Genomic DNA, 21117 nt, shown 5'->3' with positions numbered 1-21117 from the left:
GTTGAGATTCGGAACTGAATAGCTCCTCTATTAATCATCATCATCATGACCTTCATCATCCCAGGTTAATGATTTAACCTCACCTGTAATCGCATTAATCTCCACTTTCGCTTCCCGGCCGTCTTCGGTTTCAACATCAACCAAATAATAAGCAATGCCATTGACATTCTCCAGGTCAATATCATCGACTATACCTGCTACTTGTTCTAGCGCAAGTGCTGCTGCTTCCTGCTCTGTCAAACTTTTTGACACGTTCCCCTCATCCTGTACAATGGGTTCACTTGATTCCGGTTGCTCAGTCGGTTCAATAGGGTTAGACGGCTCTTCCGTTTTTTTTACTTCCTCCTTTTGCCCAATTCTTTTTAAAGAAGCTACTTCACCTGTTTCTTTATTGATGACAAGCTCATAAATTCCTGAACTTCTTTCTAATTCCATTACAAATTGGTTACTTTTCTGATTAATCCAATTAACCTTTCCTGTATAGCGTTCTTCCGCAATCGCCTGTGCTTCCTGCTCTGTTAACACGTCTGCACTAGTAAAAATAGAGCCCGCTATTTGATTAAATAAGAAGAAGAGGACAATTACAGCAGCGGCTCCGCCCAAAGCCCAAAGGAGTACCTTTCTTTTCATTTTCTCACCTCAAATCATTTACCTCTATTATGCATGTAAAAAATGAGAAAACCATGAGAAACATTACTTTTCTTTACCTACGGGCAGCACAATTTTGACAGTTGTGCCAATTCCCTCAACACTGTCTATTGTTAGCCTGACATTCATGGCATCAGCAATTTCTTTCGCAAGGGAAAGACCTAGACCTGTTCCACCCATTTTTCTGCTACGTGCCTTATCCACACGATAGAAGCGATCAAATACTTTATTCAAATCCTCTTTGGGAATCCCTACGCCTTTATCAGCAATTTGAATAAATGGAACACCCTCTTTTTGTCCAACTTCAACAGTTATCACATCCTCACTGTACTTTTTAGCATTATCTAAAATAATATAGATTAGCTGTTTTAACTTTTGTTGATCAGAAAAAGCGTTAATTCCATCTTGCTGCTGATGAAATTGAATTTCCCGACGATAGGCACTTTCAAACGCCTTAGTCGTTTGCCTGACATGCTCACCAAGGTCAATCCTTTCAAATTGGATAGTCCATTCTTCGTTATGCTTAGCTAATAGCAATAATTGCTCGACCATATCCTTCATACGGACAGCCTCTGAATGGATTGCTTCAATGGATTCATGGAAAATATCAGGTTCCTGAAGCCCCCTTCTTTTCATGAGACTTGCATAGCTTTCAATAACGGTTAAAGGAGTTCTAAGCTCATGTGAAGCATTGGCGACAAATTGGTCCTGTTTTTCAAAATTAGCTTCTAATAAATCCATCATATGGTTAAATGTCTCACCCATTTCATACAACTCATCCCTTGAACGTGATTCAAGCTGTATCCGTTTAAAACGGCCCTTCTTTCGAATCTCTGTCATCGTTTCAATCAGAGAGGTAATTGGGTTTGTAATCACATTACTAAGCAGACGGCTGGAAATGACAAGTGGAATCATCGCAATAATGGTGACAGATAACAAGACAATTCTTAAAATAGCAAGGTTATTAACAGCGTTTTGAATATTTTTCATGATTTGCAGATTAACAATTTGTCCATCTGTCCCAATTGTAGGAATGGATTGAAATAAATAGGTGTTATTTTTATAGGTGATTTTCTGTCGTATTTCTTTTTCAAAAAATTGTACTTCTCTATTGATTAGCTCTTTTTCTGAAGGAGTGATTACAAGCGAAAGAGGTTTATGATCTGAAGATACAATTTGGATCATTCCATCAATGGGAACGTAGGCACGAAGAAGTTCGTCTGTCTTTATCGCACCCAAGGATTCATTTATTCCATCGACAATTTTTTCTGCTTCAGCTTCAGCCTGTTCCTGTTCTCCTTCTAATATTAAATAGCTAAAAACAAAATAAATAGATAAATTAATTAGGACAAATAAACCAATAAAGAGAAACGTAGTTGAAAAATTGATTTTTTGACGAAGCTTCATTTTCCTTTCCTCAACACATACCCAACTCCGCGAACGGTATGAATTAATGGATCCTTATCGGGGAAGTCAACCTTTTTACGAATATAGCGGATATATACATCAACAACATTTGTATCTCCGTAGTAATCGTAGCCCCAAACCGTCTCAATAATTTGTTCTCTACTAAGTACCTGCTGTTTATTTTTTAATAAATAAATCAGAAGATCAAACTCACGGGGTGTCAGCTCAATTTGAGTGTCACCTCTCATGACAATCCTTGTTTTTTCATTTACAGTTAAATCTTCTAATTGAAGAAATTCTTCGTTAGTGACTTGCTCTTGCACCGACGGCTTTAGCCTTAAGGCTGCCCGAATCCTTGCCAGCAACTCTTCAATTTGAAAGGGCTTTGTAATATAGTCATTTGCCCCTAAATCTAGTCCTGATACTTTATCTTCAACAGAACTTTTAGCTGTCAGAAGGATGACTGGCGTATAAGTATCCTGTGTCCGAATCCGGCGCAGCAGCTCAATTCCGCTAATTCCAGGAAGCATCACGTCTAAAAGAATTAAATCCCATTTTCGACTTTGATATAATTCAAACCCTTTCAAACCGTCATTTGCTTTTCCTACTTCATATCCTTCATAGACGAGCTCAAGCTCCAACAAACGCAAAATCTTTTCCTCATCTTCAACAACTAATATAGAATTTTTCGTCACATGTATACCTCCCTGTTTTCCCATATCATTAGTTTATCATATCTAATTTGTATGTCCTTTTCATCCATAAGGGCTTTGATTTTTACAGCACAAAGAGGCCAGCCTCCTGAACCTGCCAGCCTCCTTGAAAATAGAACCTTTACTCATTTATTAGCTTTCGCAGCTCTCTCCGTAAAATTTTCTTCGATGCATTTCGGGGTATCTCATCAATGAAATAGATTTTCTTTGGTATTTTATACTTTGCAAGCTTTTCCTTACAAAAATCCATAATATCAGTTTCAGATACCGGTGCTTTTTTGACTAAAAACGCCACTGGAATTTCTCCCCATTTATCATCCTGTCTGCCGATAACACCGGCATCTTTAATAGCAGAATGTGAAGTAAGCACCCCTTCAATTTCTGCGGGATAAATATTTTCCCCTCCAGAAATAATCAAATCAGATCGCCTATCAAGTACAAATAAAAAGTCATCCTCATCTACATAGCCAATATCACCCGTGTGAAGCCAGCCATCTTGAAAGTCCTTACGATTATCCTTTTCCCTATTAAGATACCCTGGTGTAACATTCGGTCCTTTCACGACAATTTCACCTGGCTCATTTGCCATAGCTTCACGGCCATCCTGCATAATTTTTAACTGGGAAGGAAAAAGTGGTTTTCCCGCTGAACCTAGTTTTCGAAAACTATCCTCCGGAGACAAGGTGACAATTTGTGATGATGTTTCTGTCATCCCATAGGTTTGAAAGACAGGTATATCTTTTTTAACACATCTCTCTAAAAGTGGAAGTGAGGCAGGGCCACCCCCTAGCAGCATACAGCGAAAGCTTTTCGGAAGACGCTCCTCCTGTAAATAATCTAGAATCATCGTAAGTGTTGTACTTACAACAGACATGATCGTCACTTGTTCTTTACGAATGTCATTGAGAGTCTCATTCACATCAAATCTCTCATGAAGAACGATTTTCATACCATAGATAATACTTTTCATAAGAATAGAATATCCGCTGATATGAAAAAGTGGAACCGTACAGAGCCAGCAGTCATTTTCATGCAAGCCCAAATTTAGTGCAGAGCCTGTCGCACTCCACCAGTGATTCCCGTAGGTTTGAATCACACCTTTTGGGTAACCGGTTGTTCCGGATGTATACATAATCGTACAAATATCGTCTAGTTCTATTTCATCTATGATTAACGGCCCTTCAATAGGTGTCTCTGCCAATTCTTCCTTCTTAAAAATAGGTAAATCCGGCAGACTGTCGCTTATATTGCTCAGCTTTTCTAAAAATCTTTCCTCGCTAAGTAAAAAGACAGAATTAGAGTCTCTAATCTGCCAAATAAGCTCATCTGCTGTCAGGCGGTTATTTAATATAACAGCCCGTACTCCAAGCAGCTGAAGTGCCAAGAGAATGACAGCAGAATCTAAGTGATTCTGTAATAGAACGGCGGTAAACTGTTTGTTCTTTACCCCTTTTGAAGTCAGCTTTCCAGCCATTTCATAGGCAGCTTGGTACAGCTGTGTAAAAGTAATTGTTTCCCCTTTATAAATAATGGCTTGTCGATTAGGGGTTAAAAGTGCCCGCTTTTTCAGCCAATTCGGCATTGTTTGCGTCAAGTTCTTCACCTACTTAAGAAAAACAGCCTGACGGAGTTACCATCAAGCTGCAGTGTTTTTGTCAAAATTGAAAAGTATGATTGAGGCTGCCGCCTCCGCATTTTGATTTGTCCAGCTGCGGCGGCTAGACCCTCGAGGTCATAAGCTGTGACGATGAGAAGGTTAAAGAACAACCTTCTCCCCGTCCCAGCTTATGCTTGTCGGGTCTGGACAAGCCGCCTCCGCATTTCTATTAAGGGAATCTAGGGAATTTATCAAAGTCTGGCTGACGTTTTTCTTTGAAAGCGTCACGACCTTCTTTTGCTTCGTCTGTTGTGTAATAAAGAAGTGTCGCATCGCCGGCAAACTGTTGAATACCAGCTAATCCGTCTGTATCTGCATTAAAAGCAGCTTTTAAGAAACGAATGGCAGTTGGGCTCTTTTCAAGAATCTCTTCACACCATTTAATGGTTTCTTCTTCGACTTGCTCAAGCGGTACAACTGTATTGACAAGTCCCATATCCAAAGCTTCCTGTGCATTATACTGACGACATAAGTACCAAATTTCACGGGCTTTTTTATGGCCGACAATTCTAGCTAAATAACCTGAACCATAGCCTGCATCAAAGCTTCCTACCTTTGGACCCGTTTGGCCAAAGATCGCGTTATCTGCTGCAATCGTTAGGTCACAAACAATATGTAATACATGTCCTCCGCCAATTGCATAACCCTTTACCATGGCAATGACCGGTTTCGGAATCACACGAATTAAACGCTGAAGATCAAGCACATTTAAACGTGGAATTTGATCATCGCCTACGTAGCCACCATGGCCGCGTACGGATTGATCTCCGCCAGAACAAAAGGCCTTATCTCCTGCACCTGTTAAAATAATCACACCTACACTTGAATCATCACGTGCATAAGCAAAAGCATCGATTAGCTCCATAACTGTTCTTGGCGTAAATGCGTTATGAACCTGCGGACGGTTAATCGTAATCTTGGCCATTCCATTATACGTTTCATAAAGAATTTCTTCATATTTACGTCCAGCAACCCATTCTACTGTCATACTCAATTCCTCCTTTTTACTTTCTATCGGGACAAAAACCCATTTACTATTGTACCAAATTTTTCAGGTTGTTCCACATGAATAGCATGTCCACAGTCTTCAATGTTTTTCCATTTGACATGCTTCATCTTTTTTACCATTTTTTCAGCAATTAAGCAAAACTTTTGATCGTGTTTACCTGTGAGCAGAAGGGTTTCTGTTTCCAACTCCTGAATCCTATCCCACCAGGAAGGCTGTGCCCCAGTTCCCATTCCTAGTAAACTATTGCTCAGCCCGGTAATTGAGTTCTGCAGACGCTGCTGCTTTATTTCATGCTGTTTATGTATAGGAAGCTTCTTTTGCGTAGAAAAAAGCGGGATATTCTCCCAATAGTCAATAAATCGCTCCAATCCCTGATTCAGGATGAAACAACTGAGCTTTTCATCTTGAATCCGGCGATTTTCTCGCTCTTGATCTGTAGCCAACCCAGGTGATGCACTCTCTAAAATAAGCTTATGTAAGAATTCTGGATAAAGAATTGAGAAGCTTAAGGCAAGTCTTCCGCCCATAGAGTACCCTAACACATTTGTTTTATTAATATTTAAATGCTCAAGAATCTTTTTAATGTCCTTTGAAACGGACACAATATCATATCTCTGTACATCTGTTGGTGAAGCTGACTTTCCATGGCCGACAATATCAAGTGCGATTACCTTATGGTTCTTACTCCATGATGATAAAAAGGGCTTCCAGGTCGTTGAATCACCTGTAAAACCATGCAGTAACAGCAATGGGAACCCTTCACCAATAATGTCAGCATGATAGAGAATGCCATCAATGGTTATTTCCATCAGGCATCCTCCTTTTCCATCCAGGAGTCTATTTCCTGGGAAACAAATTCCCACAATTTTTTGTGTTCTTCTGCATTCTTTTCACGATTTGTTACGATTTCAATCACGCGAATCCCTTCTTTACCTCTATCCTGTAAGAGTGTCTGTGAAAACTGCTCCCAGTTAGAGATAGAAGTGAACTGTCCTCCGAACATCTCTACTGCTTTACTAAAGTCTAAATCAAGCGGTGTCCCGAATAGGAGTTCAAAATGCTTAGGATGGGAAGACTGCGGTAAAAATGAGAAAATACCCCCACCATTATTATTTATTAATATAATTGTGATGTTGACTTCTTGAAGTTTCGCAGCCACAAGGCCATTTAAATCATGGAAAAAGGTTAAATCACCGAGAAATAAATACAATGGCTGATGAATAGTTCCTACACCTAATGCAGTTGAAACCGTACCATCAATTCCATTTGCCCCTCGATTCGCCACTACTTTCATACTTTTTTGATTAAAATGATAGAAGGAATCTAAATCACGAATCGGCATACTATTTCCTACAAAGATAGCCGCCTCCTCAGGAAGCAGTTCTGCTAGCTGATGAAAAAGCTTCCCTTCATTTAACTCTTCTGCTTCATCAATGGTATTGATTAATTCTTTTGTATAGGTATTGATTTTCTGCCACTTCAAAAAGTAACAGGATTCCTGCTTCGTTTCCGCTCTTTTTGCCACTTCTTCGCAGAAAAGAGTTTCCTGACAATACACCATCTCTGTAGACACTAGCGCCGGGTCTCTCCAGCCCATTCCGCCATCAATAACCAATTGCCTTGCTGAGTGATTTTCTTTCAAAAAAATAGTCAAGGCTTTCGAGACAGGCATCGAACCGAAACGAATGATTAAATCCGGCTTCAACATATGTTTTACCCGCTCATTTCGTAAAAATCCATCATACGTGTCAATAATAGCTTTGCCGCTGTGCACCCCACTTCGTAACTGTGAAAGAGGATCAGCTAAAATTGGAAACTGATATTTTTCTGCAAATGCTGTAACTGCTTCTGAAAAGCCATCTTCTTCTATCTGTCCACAAATAATGATGCCCCGTTCTGCGGATTCGATTAATTCAGCATAGATATCCCATTCATCCTTCATTAATGACACAGTTGGCTGCTGAATTTTCACATATCCATTCAACCGCTCTTTTTGAAGGAATAGCTGGTTATTCTCAAGAAGAGGGATAAGTGGTTCACGTAATGGAAAATTTAAATGTACCGGTCCGGATGGTGCCAGAGCGGCCGTTGCCACGGCTCTAGCACAAACCATGCGCGCATAACGAACCATTTCATCTGATGCCTCCGGCGGTGCCATCTCAACAAACCATTTCACATGGCCGCCATATAGATGAATTTGATCAATAGATTGAGGAGCTCCCACATCACGCAACTCATGCGGCCGATCAGCTGTTAAAACAACAAGTGGAACACGGGAAATGTTCGCTTCCACAATAGCCGGAAAATAATTAGCCGCAGCTGTTCCTGATGTACATAAAAGAGCAGTCGGCCTTTTTGTTGCTTTTGCAATTCCTAACGCAAAAAAGCCTGCTGACCTTTCATCCACATGAATATGAAGCTTTAAATTTGGATGTTCAGCCATGACCATGGCAATAGGAGTTGACCGTGAGCCAGGGCTGACAACAACATCCGTAACACCTGATTGTACAAGTTCAGATACAAAAGATGCTATATAGACTGTTAATGCTTCCTGATGATTCATTATTAAATTCCTCCAAGTGCTGATAGCATCGGTTTAAATTTCATATTGGTTTCTTCATACTCTGACTCGGCCCTCGAATCCCCAACCAAACCACAGCCTGCAAAAATGGAAGCTTCATTCCCTTGGATGAGTCCGGAACGGATGGCAACAGCAAACTCTCCATTTCCTTGATAATCCATCCAGCCGATTGGTCCTGCAAAGAAGCCGCGGTCTAAATCTTCTACTTCTCTAATTTTTGCAACAGCAGGCTCTTTTGGCAACCCTCCAAGAGCTGGTGTTGGATGAAGCTTTTCAACTAAGGCAAGAAGAGAAGTATGCTCATCCGCTTTTCCAATAACAGGTGTATATAAGTGTTGAATATGCTTTAATTTAAGCAATTGAGGATGTGAAGGAATGGTTACTTTCGTGCACGTATCCTCTATTGCTTCTTTAATCATATCGACAACATATTGATGCTCTATTAAATTTTTATCATCTTTGAGCAGCGAATTTCCCAACAGCTCATCTTCAGCTTCGCTTTTGCCTCGGGCAATCGATCCAGCCAAGCAGGTTGAAAAAACTTGGTCATGATTTTTTTTCACTAAACGTTCTGGAGATGCACCAATGAAACAATCTCCATGTGATTCAAATGCAAATACATAGCTGTCCTTCTGCTCTTCAAGCAAACGGTTCAAAACAGTTTCACTTTGTATCTCCCCATTAAATATGAGCCTTAACTCTCTTGCCAATACCACTTTTTTTAACGGGCCTTGCTTCAAACCTTCAACAACCTGTGTAACAGACTGTTTCCATGCCTCCGGCTTTACTTCTAATCGATCAACCAGTGAAACCAACTCAAGCTTTACATGCTCCCTAGTTTGAGCCAAAAGCTCCTGCCGCTCATTTTCAATCTCCATATAATAGGAAGAATCACATTCATTTGTACAAACCACATTTGTTGTCAAATAGGTATGACCATCAGTTATACTTAACATAAAACGAGGAATATGAAATAAGGAGGAAGCATAATTAGACCAAAGCATTGTTTTTTCTTTATGTGGATCAAAAGAAAAACCACCAAAAGCAGTCGGGCCTGTTCCCTGTACATGCTCATCATCATAAATGATTGCTTGACTAATAAAACTTCCCCATTCTTTTTCCACATGAAAAAAGCGGTCAGTTGCCTGATCCGATGCGATTTCCTTACATATTCCTAAACCTATCATATATCTTTCTTCTGAAGGGTGTTTCCAAAAAAATCTTTCACCGCCATATTTCTCTTTTCCGGCTGCAAAAAATGAAAGAGGTAAACATGAGTCAATTTTTTGTACCTCACTCACTAATACGGAGGCAGAATTTTTTTTCGCCTTTTCTATTGCTGCTTGGATCCCTTCTTTTAGTTCCGTCCGTTGAATGGTAACCAAAAAAATCCCCTCCAATAACAGTCGATCTATTTTAATTAAGATCAAGAATTACATAGCAAATATACTCAAATATCATAACATAATAACTTACTTATGACTATTATCTCAAGTATTGATAGACATACGTTATTTATAAGATTTGCCTGTATGTTTAAATTAGGTCACACTATCTATATGATAATACTATATAATAATTAATTTTGTATGTGTAAAAATTTACCTCTTATTTTCTCCACAAAAATACGGGTTATAATAAAAGTAAAGTGGTTGACACAAACTGGCTCTTTCCATAAACTAAAATTGTAACTAAATGTTCAAATTCAGAACTATTTAGAAAAAAATCTTTTCTATGCTAAATAGAGAAAGTTACTAATCTATACTATGTCACGATATGTATTCTTAGCAAAAGCTTTGTTTATTAACATCGTTAATTTTTAACTCATTCGTGAGAAATGGACATATCTCACGAATGAGTTAAAAATCTGATTGATTAACATAATTCGCTAACATAGCCTTAGCAAAAAATATTAGGAGGAATTTTGATGGATTCGCAGGTACAATCTGCTACTTCTCCACTTTCCAAACAAAAAAATTGGAAGGTGTGGTGGAGATTAACTAGACCCCATACATTAACAGCTGCATTTGTTCCTGTTACTCTCGGAACCGTACTAGCTATGAATGATTCTAAGATTAATATACCCCTTTTCCTCGCCATGATGCTGGCAAGTATATTAATTCAAATCGCGACAAACTTATTTAATGAATACTATGACTATAAGCGCGGTCTTGATAATGAAGAATCAGTGGGAATTGGCGGAGGAATCGTAAGAGACGGTATAAAACCTAAAACAATTATGAAACTGGCTCTAAGTTTATACGGTGTTTCACTTTTAATTGGGGTTTATATTTGCATGAACTCCAGCTGGTGGCTGGCATTAATCGGTTTAGGCTGCATGCTAGCTGGTTATTTATACACAGGAGGCCCAGTACCGATTGCGTATACACCTTTTGGCGAGCTTGCTTCAGGCTTCTTAATGGGTATGGTAATCGTGTTAATTTCCTTCTTTATTCAAACTGGCACCGTTTCATCTGAAAGCATATTAACTGCTTCTCCTATCATGATTTTAGTTGGTGCAATTAACTTAGCAAACAATATTCGTGATTTGGATGGAGATAAAGAAAACGGACGCAAAACACTAGCTATTCTGCTTGGCAAAAAATACGCCATTGCCTTTTTAGCCTCTATGTTTATTATCTCGTATGTCTGGGTATTTATGTTATCTGGCTTCGGCATCATTTCACCGTGGATCCTGTTAGTTGTGCTGAGTATACCAAAAGCAGTAACTGCCATAAAAGGATTCATTCATAATACGGCTCCCATTCATATGATGCCTGCAATGAAAGCAACTTCACAAACAAATACCATCTTCGGGCTTTTATTATCTATTGGTATTTTTCTTGGAAATTTAATTTAATAAGAATCAGCTTCTGCTTTTATGCAGAAGCTTTTTTGTTAGCTACTAATCTCTCATTCTGCTAATGATAAAGCCTTGTATAATCAGCCTGATCAATTTTCCAAATATCGTCTACATATTCTTTAATGGTACGGTCACTCGAGAAATAACCTGACTGGGCAATATTCATTAAGCTCATTTTTAACCATTTTTCTTTATTAACATAGGTTTGACCGACCTTTTTTTGAATATTGACATATGAATCAAAATCCCGCAGAACAAAATACTGATCATTTTGCATAAGCAGAGAATCATAGATTGCCTCAAATTCATCATCTACATCGGCAAAAAAACCATTTGTCAGCTGCTCGACTACTTTTCGAATCCTTTTATCATAATGAAAAAATTCTACAGAACGGTAGCCTTGATAATTTAAGACTTCATCAGCCTTCAGACCAAAGATAAAAATATTATTTTCTCCCACCCTTTCTTTAATTTCAACATTCGCACCATCTAAAGTACCGACTGTCAAAGCGCCATTCATCATGAACTTCATATTTCCAGTTCCGGATGCTTCTTTACTGGCTGTTGAGATTTGTTCACTGACATCCGCTGCTGGAAAAATTTCTTCCGCCAGTGAGACACGGTAATTTTCTAGGAATATAACCTTTAATCGATCATGAACAGCTGGGTCATTATTGACCTTTTCTGCAACTGTATTGATTAGCTTAATAATTTTTTTCGCATAATAGTAACCCGGTGAGGCTTTTGCACCAAATATAAAGGTTCGTGGATAAAATAAATATTGTGGATCTTCTTTTATACGGTTATAGATATGCATAATATGAAGAACATTTAAAAGCTGCCGTTTATAAGCGTGAAGTCGTTTTACCTGAACATCAAAAATCGTCGAAGAATCAATCGAAATCCCTGTTTGAGCTTGAATTCGGTCTGCCAGCTTTTGTTTATTACGCTTCTTAATATCATCTAATTGGGTAAGAAAAACTGAATCGTTTTGATACTCGAGAAGCCTGCTGAGCTCCTCCGGCTGTCTAATCCAAGACGGACCAATTGCTTCCGTTACTAAGTCTGCCAGCATGGGATTTGACTTTAACAGCCATCTCCTATGCGTAATACCATTCGTTTTATTATTAAATTTCTCCGGGAAAATCTGATAAAAGTCATTCATTTCCCGTTTCTTTAAAATTTCTGTATGAAGAGCTGCTACCCCATTCACACTGTAGCTGCCAACTAAGGCAAGATGGGCCATTTTTACTTGGTCATGGGCAATGATGGCCATTCGTTCTATCCGTTTCCAATCACCCGGGAACAGCTGCCACAGTTTCTGACAGAAGCGCTCGTTTATTTCATTCACTATCATGTATATTCTCGGCAGCAATGGCTGAAAAATTCGAATCGGCCATGTCTCCAATGCCTCTGACAATGTTGTATGATTCGTATAGGAAATGGTTTGCGTCGTAATATCCCATGCCTCATCCCAGCCTAAACCGCCGACATCCATTAGAATCCTCATCAGCTCCGGAATGGCTAATACAGGATGGGTATCATTGATATGAATGCAGACATGGCGGTGAAAATCATGGAGACTATCATGCTTTTTTAGATAGCCCCTGACGATGGAACTGATACTGGCACAGACAAGAAAGTATTGCTGCTTTAAGCGAAGAATTTTTCCTTCATCATGCGTGTCATCAGGATACAAAAATTCTGAAACACTTTCTGTTTCCCGCTTGTATTTTAGAATGTCTTTATGAAAAGGAAATGGCGACGGCTCCGCATTCCAAAGCCTGAGTGTATTGACTGTTTGATTCTTAAAGCCTGCAACAGGAATGTCATAGGGAACTGCAGAAATCTTTTCCGCATTCGTGTGTTGAAAAACAAGCCTGCCATTTTCCTCGAGTACCTTTACATTTCCCCAAAAAGGAACTTCAATAGCCAAATCGGCTTTGCGAACTTCCCAAACTTGTCCATGACGGAGCCAAAGTTCCGGCAACTCTACCTGAAACCCCTCAATAATTTTCTGCTCAAATAGACCATGCTTATAACGAATCCCGCAGCCATGTCCTGGAAAATTCAACGATGCAAGAGAGTCAAGAAAACATGCCGCCAGACGTCCAAGTCCGCCATTTCCTAATCCTGCGTCTGATTCAACATCCTCAATTTGTTTTAGGTCAATTCCTAGGTCATGAAGTCCTTCCTCTACCAGCTCCTCAATCCCGAGATTCATTAAATTATGACGGAGCAGCCGGCCAAGCAAAAACTCGATGGAAAGATAATACACTTGTCTCTCATCTGCTGCTCGATAGCGTTCATTCGTATTAATCCAATCCTTGCTGACATATTCACGTATCATATGACCAAGCGTATCAAACTGGTCATCCTTTGTACTTTCAGCAAAGCTTTTGCCACACATCATTTCCAGTCTCTGCAGGAAATGTCTTTTAAAGGCCTCTTTATTGGAGAACATACATTTCACTCCTTGAGACAAGATTCTCATAAAGCTGAAGGTATTTTATGGCAGATTTTGACCAACTATAATTCATTATAATGGCCGTTTCTGTTAAGTGGCTCCAGACAGCCTTTTCATTATAATAACGAACAGCTCTTCTAACTGTATATAACATGTCATGGGCGTTAAAATTACTAAAACTGAAGCCGTTGCCCTCCCAAGTATACTCATCAAAGGAATGTACCGTATCGTTTAATCCGCCTGTTTCCCTTACAATCGGAAGTGTTCCATACTTTAAAGCGATTAACTGTCCAAGACCGCAGGGCTCAAATTTTGACGGCATAAGAAATAAATCTGCACCTGCATACAGCTGGTGCGCTAAACTTTCATCAAAACCAATATACGCCTTAAATTTATCTCCATACCGGTATTCCATTTCACGGAAAAAATGCTCAAATTCTGAGTCACCTGTCCCTAGAACGATCATTTGAATATTTTCCATCATGATGTCATGGAATACCTCTCTAACTAATTCCAAGCCTTTTTGTTTTGTTAACCTTGTTATCATCGTAATGAGTGGAACATCCTTTACCTCTAGTGCGAATTGCTGCTGAATATGTACCTTATTCGCTTTTTTATATTGAAACAAGGATGACTGATATGGTTGGACAAGATTTGGGTCCTTTACTGGATTATAAACTTCCTCATCAATCCCATTTAATATTCCGCTTAAATCATTCCTTCTTGCCGCTAACAACCCATTCAGTTTTTCTCCATAATACTCCGTCTGAATCTCATTCATATAGGTTGGGCTTACGGTTGTAATCTTGTTTGCTGCAACAAGTGCCCCTTTCATAAAGTTGATATTCCCATAAAACTCAAGCGCATCTATATGAAAATGTCTGTCATCTAAATCAAATAGGTCTTTTAATGCACTCCTCGGCATAATTCCTTGAAATTGCAAATTATGAATGGTAAATACCGTTTTTATCCCTGCATATCTCTCTCTACCCTGATACTTGCTTGTTAAAAGAAATGGAATCATTCCTGTATGCCAATCATGACAATGTATAATATCAGGATAAAAGTCAAGCTGCGAGAGACTTTCTAAAACCGCCTGGTTAAAGTAAGCAAATCTTTCACCATCATCATCATAGCCATAAAGACGGTCACGTTTAAAATATTGCTCATTATCAATAAAATAAAAAGTAATGTTTTCATAGGTGTATTCTTCAATTCCACAATACTGCTTCCGCCATCCTACCGTAACGCAGAACTCGGATTTTTTTTTCATTTTCTGTTTATAAGGATCTGGAATGGTTCCATATTTCGGCATCATGACACGCACATCGGTCCCCATTTTCTTTAGTTCCTTTGGCAAGGAACCTGCTACATCAGCAAGTCCCCCAGATTTAATAAATGGAACACATTCACTTACAGCAAATAATACTTTCACGAGTTCATCAACGCTCCCTGTACTGTACCTTTTCGAATAACCAACGGTTTTTTAGCAGTCCCGTTCATAACGGTTCCTGATTCTACCTTAACATCTTTATCAAGGATAGCCGAATCTATTACGCAATTTTCACCAATTTGGCATTTTTGCATAATAATGCTGTTTCTAATCACAGTTCCCTTGCCAATTTTGACCCCACGAGAAATAATACTGTTTTCAACGGTCCCATTGATAATGCTGCCATTAGCAACCATCGCATTTTTTATAACTGCTCCTTTTTGATAACGAGTTGGAGGCTCATCCTTTACCTTTGTAAAAATAGGCTGGGTTTGAATAAATAATTTATCCAGAATATATGGATGAAGGATTTTCAAAGACGTTTGGTAATAGGCTGGGATGGAATCAATTTTATAGGCTAATCCAAGATATTCATACGTACATATCGTATACGGGGCTAAGCTATTTACGACATCCTTCATACAGGTGTATCCTGTTTGATTTCTCGTCTCAATTAATTCAATCAGAAGACTCGTTTTGATAAGATACATATCGAGCGATTGCCCGTTTTGGCAAACTTCAGTAATATCACAGCCCATATCTAAATGTCTTTGGAGTACAGGCTGGAAATCCATATTAAAAATCGTATAACAATTCGCGATAATAGCATATTCCTGTGTGCTTTTGTATAAATAATCAAGGTTGGCAGCAAAATGTGTAAAAGATCCTATCCCTGCACTTGGAGTATCTAAATTAGGCGATGGGAAAAAGAACAAACCATCCCTTTTCCTATCTAATCCCCAATTCTTCCCGGATCCTAAATGATCCATTAAAGAACGATAATGATACTTTGGAAATATAGCGACACTTTGAATATTAGAATGAACCATCGAGGATAAGACGAAATCGATTAATCGGTATCTTCCTGCAAAAGGAAGAGCAGCTAATGACCGATGCGTAGTTAAATCTTTAAGATTATCATAATAGGTTGTCGCATCAATAACACCTAATAACTTTTTATTCATGCAGTTTCCTCTCCTTTGTGATTGAAAGATGATATCCCCCCATTTCAGACTGCTATTATTTATTTGCTAGCATTTCATCGGTTACCAAAATAATTTTTTCACGATGTATATCTGCTTTAATAACAGTATTATCAGGAATACAAATATGCGAAGGAACAATGGCTTTCTCAATATATACATTTTCTCCAATCACAGCATCAGGCATAATAACAGATTCCTTTACCATCGCTCCTTTTTTTACAGTAACCCCTTGGAACAAGACAGATTTTTTAACGATTCCTTCAATCGTGCAGCCTTCATTCAGCAGTGATTCACTTACTTCCGCTTCAGGTGAAATATATTGCGGCTTTTGATTGGGATTTACCGAGTAAATCCGCCAATCATAATCAAATAAATCTAATTCGCATGTATCATCTAATAAGTCCATATTGGCTTCCCAAAGGCTTTTGACTGTCCCAACATCCTTCCAGTATCCTTTAAATGGATAAGCAAACAGCTTTCGCTTATTTTGAAGAAGCATTGGTATAATATCCTTACCAAAATCGTGTGAAGATTCAGTATTTTCATCATCCAAAAATAGATATTCCTTTAAAACTTCCCATTTAAAAATATAAATGCCCATGGAAGCTAAATTGCTTTGCGGTACCTCTGGCTTTTCAGCAAAATCGGTGACAGCAAGTTCATCATTTGTATTCATAATCCCAAATCGATTCGCTTCATCCATTGGAACCTCGATGACTGATATCGTTCCATCCGCTTGTTTTGAAATATGGTAATCCAGCATTTCCTCATAGTTCATTTTATAGATGTGATCACCGGATAAAATCAGAACATGATCTGGGTTATATTGTTCCATATAATTTAAGTTTTGGTAAACCGCACTGGCTGTACCTGTGTACCATTTTACTTCTGAAGAAGCACTGTACGGAGGCAAGACAGTGACACCACCATCTTTAAGATCCAAGTCCCAAGTACTTCCAATTCCGATATAGGTGTTTAAAACAAGCGGTTGATATTGGGTTAGAACTCCAACTGTATCAATACCGGAATTAGAACAATTACTTAAGGCGAAATCAATAATTCTATATTTCCCCCCGAACGGGATAGCAGGTTTCGCAATATCCTTCGTTAAAGAATTTAATCTACTTCCTTTTCCTCCTGCCAATAGCATAGCTATGCATTTTTTCTTTTTCATCACCCTTACGCTCCTTCCGATGTTTTACCAATCTTAGTACAGAAACCCCAAATGGCGGGATTGACAGCTTAATTGAGTACGGCTTACCATGAAAAGCTTCTTCTTTCGCTTGCAGGACTTTATTATTCACGATGCCAGATCCACCAAAACTTTCTTGATCACTATTTAAAATTTCCCGATAAGAACCTTTATTAGGGACACCTATTCGATAGTCATGATAGACGACAGACGTGAAATTGCATACAAATACGAGCAAGTCATTTTCCTTTTTACTTTTTCTAACAAAAGAAAAAATAGATTGCTCCGCATTATTCACATCAATCCATTCAAATCCATCACGAAGATGGTCCACTTCATATAAAGGTTTTGAACGTTTATACAATTTTAGTAAATCTTTAGCATATACATATATTTTCTTATGCATGTCATATTCAAGCAGATGCCAATCTAACTGTTCTTGATCTCTCCATTCTGAAAAGTGGCCTAACTCAAATCCCATGAATAATAATTTTTTTCCAGGGTGACCCATCATAAACCCGAGTAAAAGTCTTAATTGGGCAAATTTTTGCCAGTAATCTCCTGGCATTTTATCAAGGAGGGATTTTTTCCCATGAACGACTTCATCATGAGAAAAGGGAAGAACAAAATTTTCATTGAAGGCATATAGCAAGGAGAAGGTCATTTTCTCATGTATCTTCCTTCTAGATTCCGATGAAGTTTCCATGTAAGAAAGAACATCATTCATCCAACCCATATTCCACTTATAGTTAAACCCCAATCCATTGTAATGAACGGGTGATGTCACATTAGGCCAATCTGTTGAATCCTCAGCAATCATAAGAATAGTAGGATCATACTGGAAAACTACCGTATTTAATTTTTTTAAAAAAGCAGCTCCATCGTTGTTTTCGACTCTCCCTGTTTGATTTGGCCAATAGATCAAATTAGACACAGCATCTAGCCGAAAGCCATCAACGTGAAAATATCGAATCCAAAAAAGGGCACTAGAGATAAGAAAACTTTGGACTTCATTCTTGCCTAAATTGAAATTGGCTGTTCCCCAAACAGAATTTTCCCGATCGTGTTCATTAGGATAATCGTAGAGAAAGCTTCCATCGAATTGGTATAACCCATGTGCATCCTTACAAAAGTGCCCAGGTACCCAGTCCAATATTACGCCCAAACCATTTTTATGGCATTCATTGATAAAATACATAAAATCATGTGGAGTTCCATACCTGCTTGTTGCTGAAAAATAACCTGTTCCCTGATAGCCCCAAGAAATATCTAGCGGATGTTCGATGATAGGCAGCAATTCAATATGTGTAAATCCTAATTCAAGTACATAGGGAATCAGCTCCGCTGCCAGCTCCCGATAAGAAAAAAAACCGCCATCCTCTTTTTTTTTCCAAGATCCAAGATGAACCTCGTATATGGAAATGGGATCGGCCAAATGATTCCGTTTGCTCTTATAATTCAACCATCTGCTGTCGTCCCACTTGAAACCTTCAAGAGAATATACGATTGAAGCCGTATTAGGCCTTAGCTCTGAATAAAATGCATAAGGATCAGCTTTTAAAAGAACCTCACCATTTTTTGTTATAATCTCATATTTATATAAGCATCCTTCTAGATTTTCATTCAAACTAATCGTCCATATACCCTGTTTATTTACTTTATGTAACGAGTAGCCTTTTCCATTCCAATTATTAAAATCTCCTACCACTCTCACTTCTGATGCATTGGGTGCCCAAACAGAAAACTTCGTCCACTTTTCATTAGCTTCCTCAATCATTTGGGATCCAAGGAGTTTATAGCTTTCATATAAGGTTCCCTCATGAAAAAGATGGACTTGATAATCTGATGGATATAATGTAGTACTAGCCAAATTGTTCGCCACCTATCTAGAGTAATTTACAGCATATACCCATAATAAGTTATATATTCTTTGAAAAAGTAAAAAACCCTTGAAATTGTTTTTTACTAATTTCGACAATAAAATAAAATTTATTTCATAATAACCTGCATTTTACATCCGCAGTCTGTATTTGACATACTTTGTTCTTCTTTTTGAAATACTATGAAGGAATCGAATATGTAATGGAGGATTTTAGATGAGTACTTCAGAGGAAGAATTTTTATTAAAAAACAATAAAACAAAAGTACCATTTTTTGATGCGCCCGATGGGAAAATATTAGCCTTTGATATGTTTCGCGGTCCATCTCCCGGTTTTTTTTCTGATATGGACTTAAATAATCCCGGGGAAAAAATAATAGATAAAGAAGAATTAACAGATTGAATTAAATGTATCAAAAAAGCATAATAATATACTAAAAAAGCTGTTGACATTTAATGTCAACAGCTTTTTTAGTATGACCCCTACGGGATTCGAACCCGTGTTACCGCCGTGAAAGGGCGGTGTCTTAACCGCTTGACCAAGGGGCCAAATGGCGGAGAAGGAGGGATTTGAACCCTCGCGCCGGTTACCCGACCTACACCCTTAGCAGGGGCGCCTCTTCAGCCACTTGAGTACTTCCCCGTAATATAAATGGCTCCGCAGGTAGGATTCGAACCTACGACCGATCGGTTAACAGCCGATAGCTCTACCACTGAGCTACTGCGGAATAATAAAATTCTGTCTAGCTTCGGCTCCTAGCTTTTCGGCCGCTTCAATCCGTTCCAGCAAATCCAAAACCGGGATTTGCAAGACCGGCTCTCCACCGACTCTCAGCTTTAGCAGTCGCCTCCGCATTTCATTTAATGGTGGGCCTAAATGGACTCGAACCATCGACCTCACGCTTATCAGGCGTGCGCTCTAACCAGCTGAGCTATAGGCCCATTATGCATGGAGCGGGTGAAGGGAATCGAACCCTCGACAACAGCTTGGAAGGCTGTGGTTTTACCACTAAACTACACCCGCAAAAGTTTCCAATGGGGCGGCTGATGGGAATCGAACCCACGAATGTCGGAACCACAATCCGATGCGTTAACCACTTCGCCACAGCCGCCATAATGGTGGCTCAGGACGGAATCGAACCGCCGACACATGGATTTTCAGTCCATTGCTCTACCGACTGAGCTACTGAGCCAATAAAAGTATATTGATAAATATGGCGGTCCGGACGGGACTCGAACCCGCGACCTCCTGCGTGACAGGCAGGCATTCTAACCAACTGAACTACCGGACCAGATTGCGGGGACAGGATTTGAACCTGCGACCTTCGGGTTATGAGCCCGACGAGCTACCGGACTGCTCCACCCCGCGATAATAGAATTGTTTCTTATTAGAATTAAATGGAGGAGTAAGAGGGATTCGAACCCCCGCGCGGTTTGACCCGCCTGTCGGTTTTCAAGACCGATCCCTTCAGCCAGACTTGGGTATTACTCCATAGTATACATTTAAAATAACTAAGAAATAAACAAATATGGTGGATCTTGTAGGACTCGAACCTACGACCGGACGGTTATGAGCCGTCTGCTCTAACCAACTGAGCTAAAGATCCAAATTTCTATATGAATAATTAGTGGCGGCAGAGGGGATCGAACCCCCGACCTTTCGGGTATGAACCGAACGCTCTAGCCAGCTGAGCTACGCCGCCTAATTCATCATTTATTTGAGTAAAGTGGAGCCTAGCGGGATCGAACCGCTGACCTCCTGCGTGCAAAGCAGGCGCTCTCCCAGCTGAGCTAAGGCCCCATTTTAATCTTAAGTTAAATGGTCGGGAAGACAGGATTCGAACCTGCGACCCCTTGGTCCCAAACCAAGTGCTCTACCAAGCTGAGCTACTTCCCGTAAATAAACGCGCCCGAAAGGAGTCGAACCCATAACCTTCTGATCCGTAGTCAGACGCTCTATCCAATTGAGCTACGGGCGCTTATTACATTAGATGGTGCCGAGGACCGGAATCGAACCGGTACGGTAGTCACCTACCGCAGGATTTTAAGTCCTGTGCGTCTGCCAGTTCCGCCACCCCGGCAAATATGTTCTGGAGCGGAAGACGGGATTCGAACCCGCGACCCCCACCTTGGCAAGGTGGTGTTCTACCACTGAACTACTTCCGCAAATGAACTATAATATAACAGTGCGGGTGAAGGGAGTCGAACCCCCACGCCTTGCGG

At 39.5% G+C, this 21117-nt stretch carries 16 protein-coding genes and 17 tRNA genes; 2 read left to right on the top strand and 31 right to left on the bottom strand.

The features are described 5' to 3' along the window. Nucleotides 1-30: 30 nt before the first annotated feature. From F4V44_RS25300 to F4V44_RS25265, 8 genes are all read right to left on the bottom strand, one after another. The gene (locus F4V44_RS25300; RefSeq protein WP_150442751.1) at nt 31-630 is read right to left on the bottom strand and encodes a PepSY domain-containing protein; all 600 of its coding nucleotides are present in this window, start codon (nt 628-630) and stop codon (nt 31-33) included. Nucleotides 631-693: 63 nt separating this feature from the next. Continuing rightward, on the bottom strand, nt 694-2055 hold the full coding sequence (locus tag F4V44_RS25295) for a sensor histidine kinase (protein ID WP_150442750.1): 1362 nt from the start codon (nt 2053-2055) through the stop codon (nt 694-696). Continuing rightward, nucleotides 2052-2750: a response regulator transcription factor gene (locus F4V44_RS25290; protein ID WP_191090864.1), complete on the bottom strand. Its 699-nt coding sequence runs from the start codon at nt 2748-2750 to the stop codon at nt 2052-2054. The genes F4V44_RS25295 and F4V44_RS25290 overlap by 4 nt, the downstream gene beginning before the upstream one ends. Nucleotides 2751-2889: 139 nt before the next feature. Further along, complete coding sequence (locus tag F4V44_RS25285) at nt 2890-4350, bottom strand: o-succinylbenzoate--CoA ligase (RefSeq protein ID WP_150442792.1); 1461 nt, start codon at nt 4348-4350, stop codon at nt 2890-2892. Nucleotides 4351-4594: 244 nt separating this feature from the next. Then, entirely contained in the window at nt 4595-5413 is an 819-nt protein-coding gene (gene menB / locus F4V44_RS25280) for a 1,4-dihydroxy-2-naphthoyl-CoA synthase (RefSeq protein WP_150442748.1), read from the bottom strand. Nucleotides 5414-5436: 23 nt separating this feature from the next. After that, complete coding sequence (gene menH, locus F4V44_RS25275) at nt 5437-6243, bottom strand: 2-succinyl-6-hydroxy-2,4-cyclohexadiene-1-carboxylate synthase (protein WP_150442747.1); 807 nt, start codon at nt 6241-6243, stop codon at nt 5437-5439. Continuing rightward, nucleotides 6243-7997, bottom strand: coding sequence for a 2-succinyl-5-enolpyruvyl-6-hydroxy-3-cyclohexene-1-carboxylic-acid synthase (menD, locus tag F4V44_RS25270; RefSeq protein WP_150442746.1), 1755 nt, complete (start codon nt 7995-7997; stop codon nt 6243-6245). The genes menH and menD overlap by 1 nt, the downstream gene beginning before the upstream one ends. 2 nt (nt 7998-7999) lie before the next feature. Further along, entirely contained in the window at nt 8000-9400 is a 1401-nt protein-coding gene (locus tag F4V44_RS25265) for an isochorismate synthase (RefSeq protein ID WP_150442745.1), read from the bottom strand. A 542-nt stretch (nt 9401-9942) separates the two neighbouring features. Between F4V44_RS25265 and F4V44_RS25260 the strand changes: the two genes are divergently transcribed. Further along, the gene (locus F4V44_RS25260; protein ID WP_150442744.1) at nt 9943-10875 is read left to right on the top strand and encodes a 1,4-dihydroxy-2-naphthoate polyprenyltransferase; all 933 of its coding nucleotides are present in this window, start codon (nt 9943-9945) and stop codon (nt 10873-10875) included. A 61-nt stretch (nt 10876-10936) separates the two neighbouring features. Here F4V44_RS25260 and F4V44_RS25255 read toward each other — a convergent pair whose 3' ends face one another. The 5 genes from F4V44_RS25255 to glgB are packed head-to-tail and all read right to left on the bottom strand — an operon-like array spanning nt 10937 to nt 18885. Then, entirely contained in the window at nt 10937-13342 is a 2406-nt protein-coding gene (locus F4V44_RS25255; RefSeq protein WP_150442743.1) for a glycogen/starch/alpha-glucan phosphorylase, read from the bottom strand. Beyond that, on the bottom strand, nt 13329-14780 hold the full coding sequence (gene glgA, locus F4V44_RS25250) for a glycogen synthase GlgA (RefSeq protein WP_150442742.1): 1452 nt from the start codon (nt 14778-14780) through the stop codon (nt 13329-13331). Before glgA ends, F4V44_RS25255 begins: the two co-directional genes overlap by 14 nt. Further along, nucleotides 14777-15802 (bottom strand): GlgC family sugar phosphate nucleotidyltransferase, encoded by a 1026-nt coding sequence (locus F4V44_RS25245; protein WP_150442741.1) that lies wholly within the window; start codon nt 15800-15802, stop codon nt 14777-14779. Before F4V44_RS25245 ends, glgA begins: the two co-directional genes overlap by 4 nt. Before the next feature lie 55 nt (nt 15803-15857). After that, nucleotides 15858-16997, bottom strand: a complete 1140-nt coding sequence (locus F4V44_RS25240) for a glucose-1-phosphate adenylyltransferase (protein ID WP_150442740.1) — start codon at nt 16995-16997, stop codon at nt 15858-15860. Beyond that, nucleotides 16945-18885, bottom strand: coding sequence for a 1,4-alpha-glucan branching protein GlgB (glgB, locus tag F4V44_RS25235; protein WP_150442739.1), 1941 nt, complete (start codon nt 18883-18885; stop codon nt 16945-16947). Before glgB ends, F4V44_RS25240 begins: the two co-directional genes overlap by 53 nt. 226 nt (nt 18886-19111) lie before the next feature. Between glgB and F4V44_RS25230 the strand changes: the two genes are divergently transcribed. Then, the gene (locus F4V44_RS25230) at nt 19112-19297 is read left to right on the top strand and encodes a hypothetical protein (RefSeq protein ID WP_150442738.1); all 186 of its coding nucleotides are present in this window, start codon (nt 19112-19114) and stop codon (nt 19295-19297) included. 74 nt (nt 19298-19371) lie between these two features. On the opposite strand, the gene F4V44_RS25225 is transcribed toward F4V44_RS25230, so the two are convergent. From F4V44_RS25225 to F4V44_RS25145, 18 genes are all read right to left on the bottom strand, one after another. Further along, nucleotides 19372-19443, bottom strand: a tRNA-Glu gene (locus F4V44_RS25225). A gap of 3 nt (nt 19444-19446) precedes the next feature. Then, nucleotides 19447-19537: transfer RNA gene (locus F4V44_RS25220), tRNA-Ser, on the bottom strand. Nucleotides 19538-19547: 10 nt separating this feature from the next. After that, nucleotides 19548-19622 (bottom strand) — tRNA-Asn (locus F4V44_RS25215). Then, the gene (locus F4V44_RS27685) at nt 19613-19786 is read right to left on the bottom strand and encodes a hypothetical protein (RefSeq protein WP_191090862.1); all 174 of its coding nucleotides are present in this window, start codon (nt 19784-19786) and stop codon (nt 19613-19615) included. Before F4V44_RS27685 ends, F4V44_RS25215 begins: the two co-directional genes overlap by 10 nt. Then, nucleotides 19760-19836: transfer RNA gene (locus F4V44_RS25210), tRNA-Ile, on the bottom strand. Before F4V44_RS25210 ends, F4V44_RS27685 begins: the two co-directional genes overlap by 27 nt. An 8-nt stretch (nt 19837-19844) precedes the next feature. After that, nucleotides 19845-19918 (bottom strand) — tRNA-Gly (locus F4V44_RS25205). Between the two features lie 12 nt (nt 19919-19930). Then, nucleotides 19931-20006 (bottom strand) — tRNA-His (locus F4V44_RS25200). A gap of 5 nt (nt 20007-20011) precedes the next feature. Further along, nucleotides 20012-20087 (bottom strand) — tRNA-Phe (locus F4V44_RS25195). 22 nt (nt 20088-20109) lie between these two features. Further along, nucleotides 20110-20186 (bottom strand) — tRNA-Asp (locus F4V44_RS25190). Between the two features lie 3 nt (nt 20187-20189). Next, nucleotides 20190-20263, bottom strand: a tRNA-Met gene (locus tag F4V44_RS25185). Nucleotides 20264-20293: 30 nt separating this feature from the next. Further along, a tRNA-Ser gene (locus F4V44_RS25180) sits at nt 20294-20386 on the bottom strand. 38 nt (nt 20387-20424) lie between these two features. Next, nucleotides 20425-20501, bottom strand: a tRNA-Ile gene (locus tag F4V44_RS25175). A 22-nt stretch (nt 20502-20523) separates the two neighbouring features. Beyond that, nucleotides 20524-20597 (bottom strand) — tRNA-Met (locus F4V44_RS25170). 25 nt (nt 20598-20622) lie between these two features. Further along, nucleotides 20623-20695 (bottom strand) — tRNA-Ala (locus F4V44_RS25165). A gap of 19 nt (nt 20696-20714) precedes the next feature. Then, nucleotides 20715-20791 (bottom strand) — tRNA-Pro (locus F4V44_RS25160). Nucleotides 20792-20799: 8 nt separating this feature from the next. After that, nucleotides 20800-20873 (bottom strand) — tRNA-Arg (locus F4V44_RS25155). 13 nt (nt 20874-20886) lie between these two features. After that, nucleotides 20887-20975, bottom strand: a tRNA-Leu gene (locus F4V44_RS25150). Between the two features lie 10 nt (nt 20976-20985). Beyond that, nucleotides 20986-21060, bottom strand: a tRNA-Gly gene (locus tag F4V44_RS25145). Nucleotides 21061-21117 lie beyond the last annotated feature (57 nt).

Origin of the sequence: Niallia endozanthoxylica, assembly GCF_008710145.1 — a bacterium.
Classification (GTDB): domain Bacteria; phylum Bacillota; class Bacilli; order Bacillales; family Cytobacillaceae; genus Bacillus_BD; species Bacillus_BD endozanthoxylica.
This window is presented reverse-complemented; position numbering and strand designations above follow the sequence as displayed.

What these genes read in the sequence shown, in the direction of transcription:
- menD (WP_150442746.1), bottom strand. Translation starts at nt 7,997, where the DNA reads ATGAATCATCAGGAAGCATTAACAGTCTATATAGCATCTTTTGTATCT.
- F4V44_RS25230 (WP_150442738.1), top strand. Translation starts at nt 19,112, where the DNA reads ATGAGTACTTCAGAGGAAGAATTTTTATTAAAAAACAATAAAACAAAA.
- F4V44_RS25300 (WP_150442751.1), bottom strand. Translation starts at nt 630, where the DNA reads ATGAAAAGAAAGGTACTCCTTTGGGCTTTGGGCGGAGCCGCTGCTGTA.
- menB (WP_150442748.1), bottom strand. Translation starts at nt 5,413, where the DNA reads ATGACAGTAGAATGGGTTGCTGGACGTAAATATGAAGAAATTCTTTAT.
- F4V44_RS27685 (WP_191090862.1), bottom strand. Translation starts at nt 19,786, where the DNA reads ATGGTTCGAGTCCATTTAGGCCCACCATTAAATGAAATGCGGAGGCGA.
- menH (WP_150442747.1), bottom strand. Translation starts at nt 6,243, where the DNA reads ATGGAAATAACCATTGATGGCATTCTCTATCATGCTGACATTATTGGT.
- F4V44_RS25255 (WP_150442743.1), bottom strand. Translation starts at nt 13,342, where the DNA reads ATGTTCTCCAATAAAGAGGCCTTTAAAAGACATTTCCTGCAGAGACTG.
- F4V44_RS25245 (WP_150442741.1), bottom strand. Translation starts at nt 15,802, where the DNA reads ATGAATAAAAAGTTATTAGGTGTTATTGATGCGACAACCTATTATGAT.
- F4V44_RS25240 (WP_150442740.1), bottom strand. Translation starts at nt 16,997, where the DNA reads ATGAAAAAGAAAAAATGCATAGCTATGCTATTGGCAGGAGGAAAAGGA.
- F4V44_RS25285 (WP_150442792.1), bottom strand. Translation starts at nt 4,350, where the DNA reads ATGCCGAATTGGCTGAAAAAGCGGGCACTTTTAACCCCTAATCGACAA.
- F4V44_RS25260 (WP_150442744.1), top strand. Translation starts at nt 9,943, where the DNA reads ATGGATTCGCAGGTACAATCTGCTACTTCTCCACTTTCCAAACAAAAA.
- F4V44_RS25295 (WP_150442750.1), bottom strand. Translation starts at nt 2,055, where the DNA reads ATGAAGCTTCGTCAAAAAATCAATTTTTCAACTACGTTTCTCTTTATT.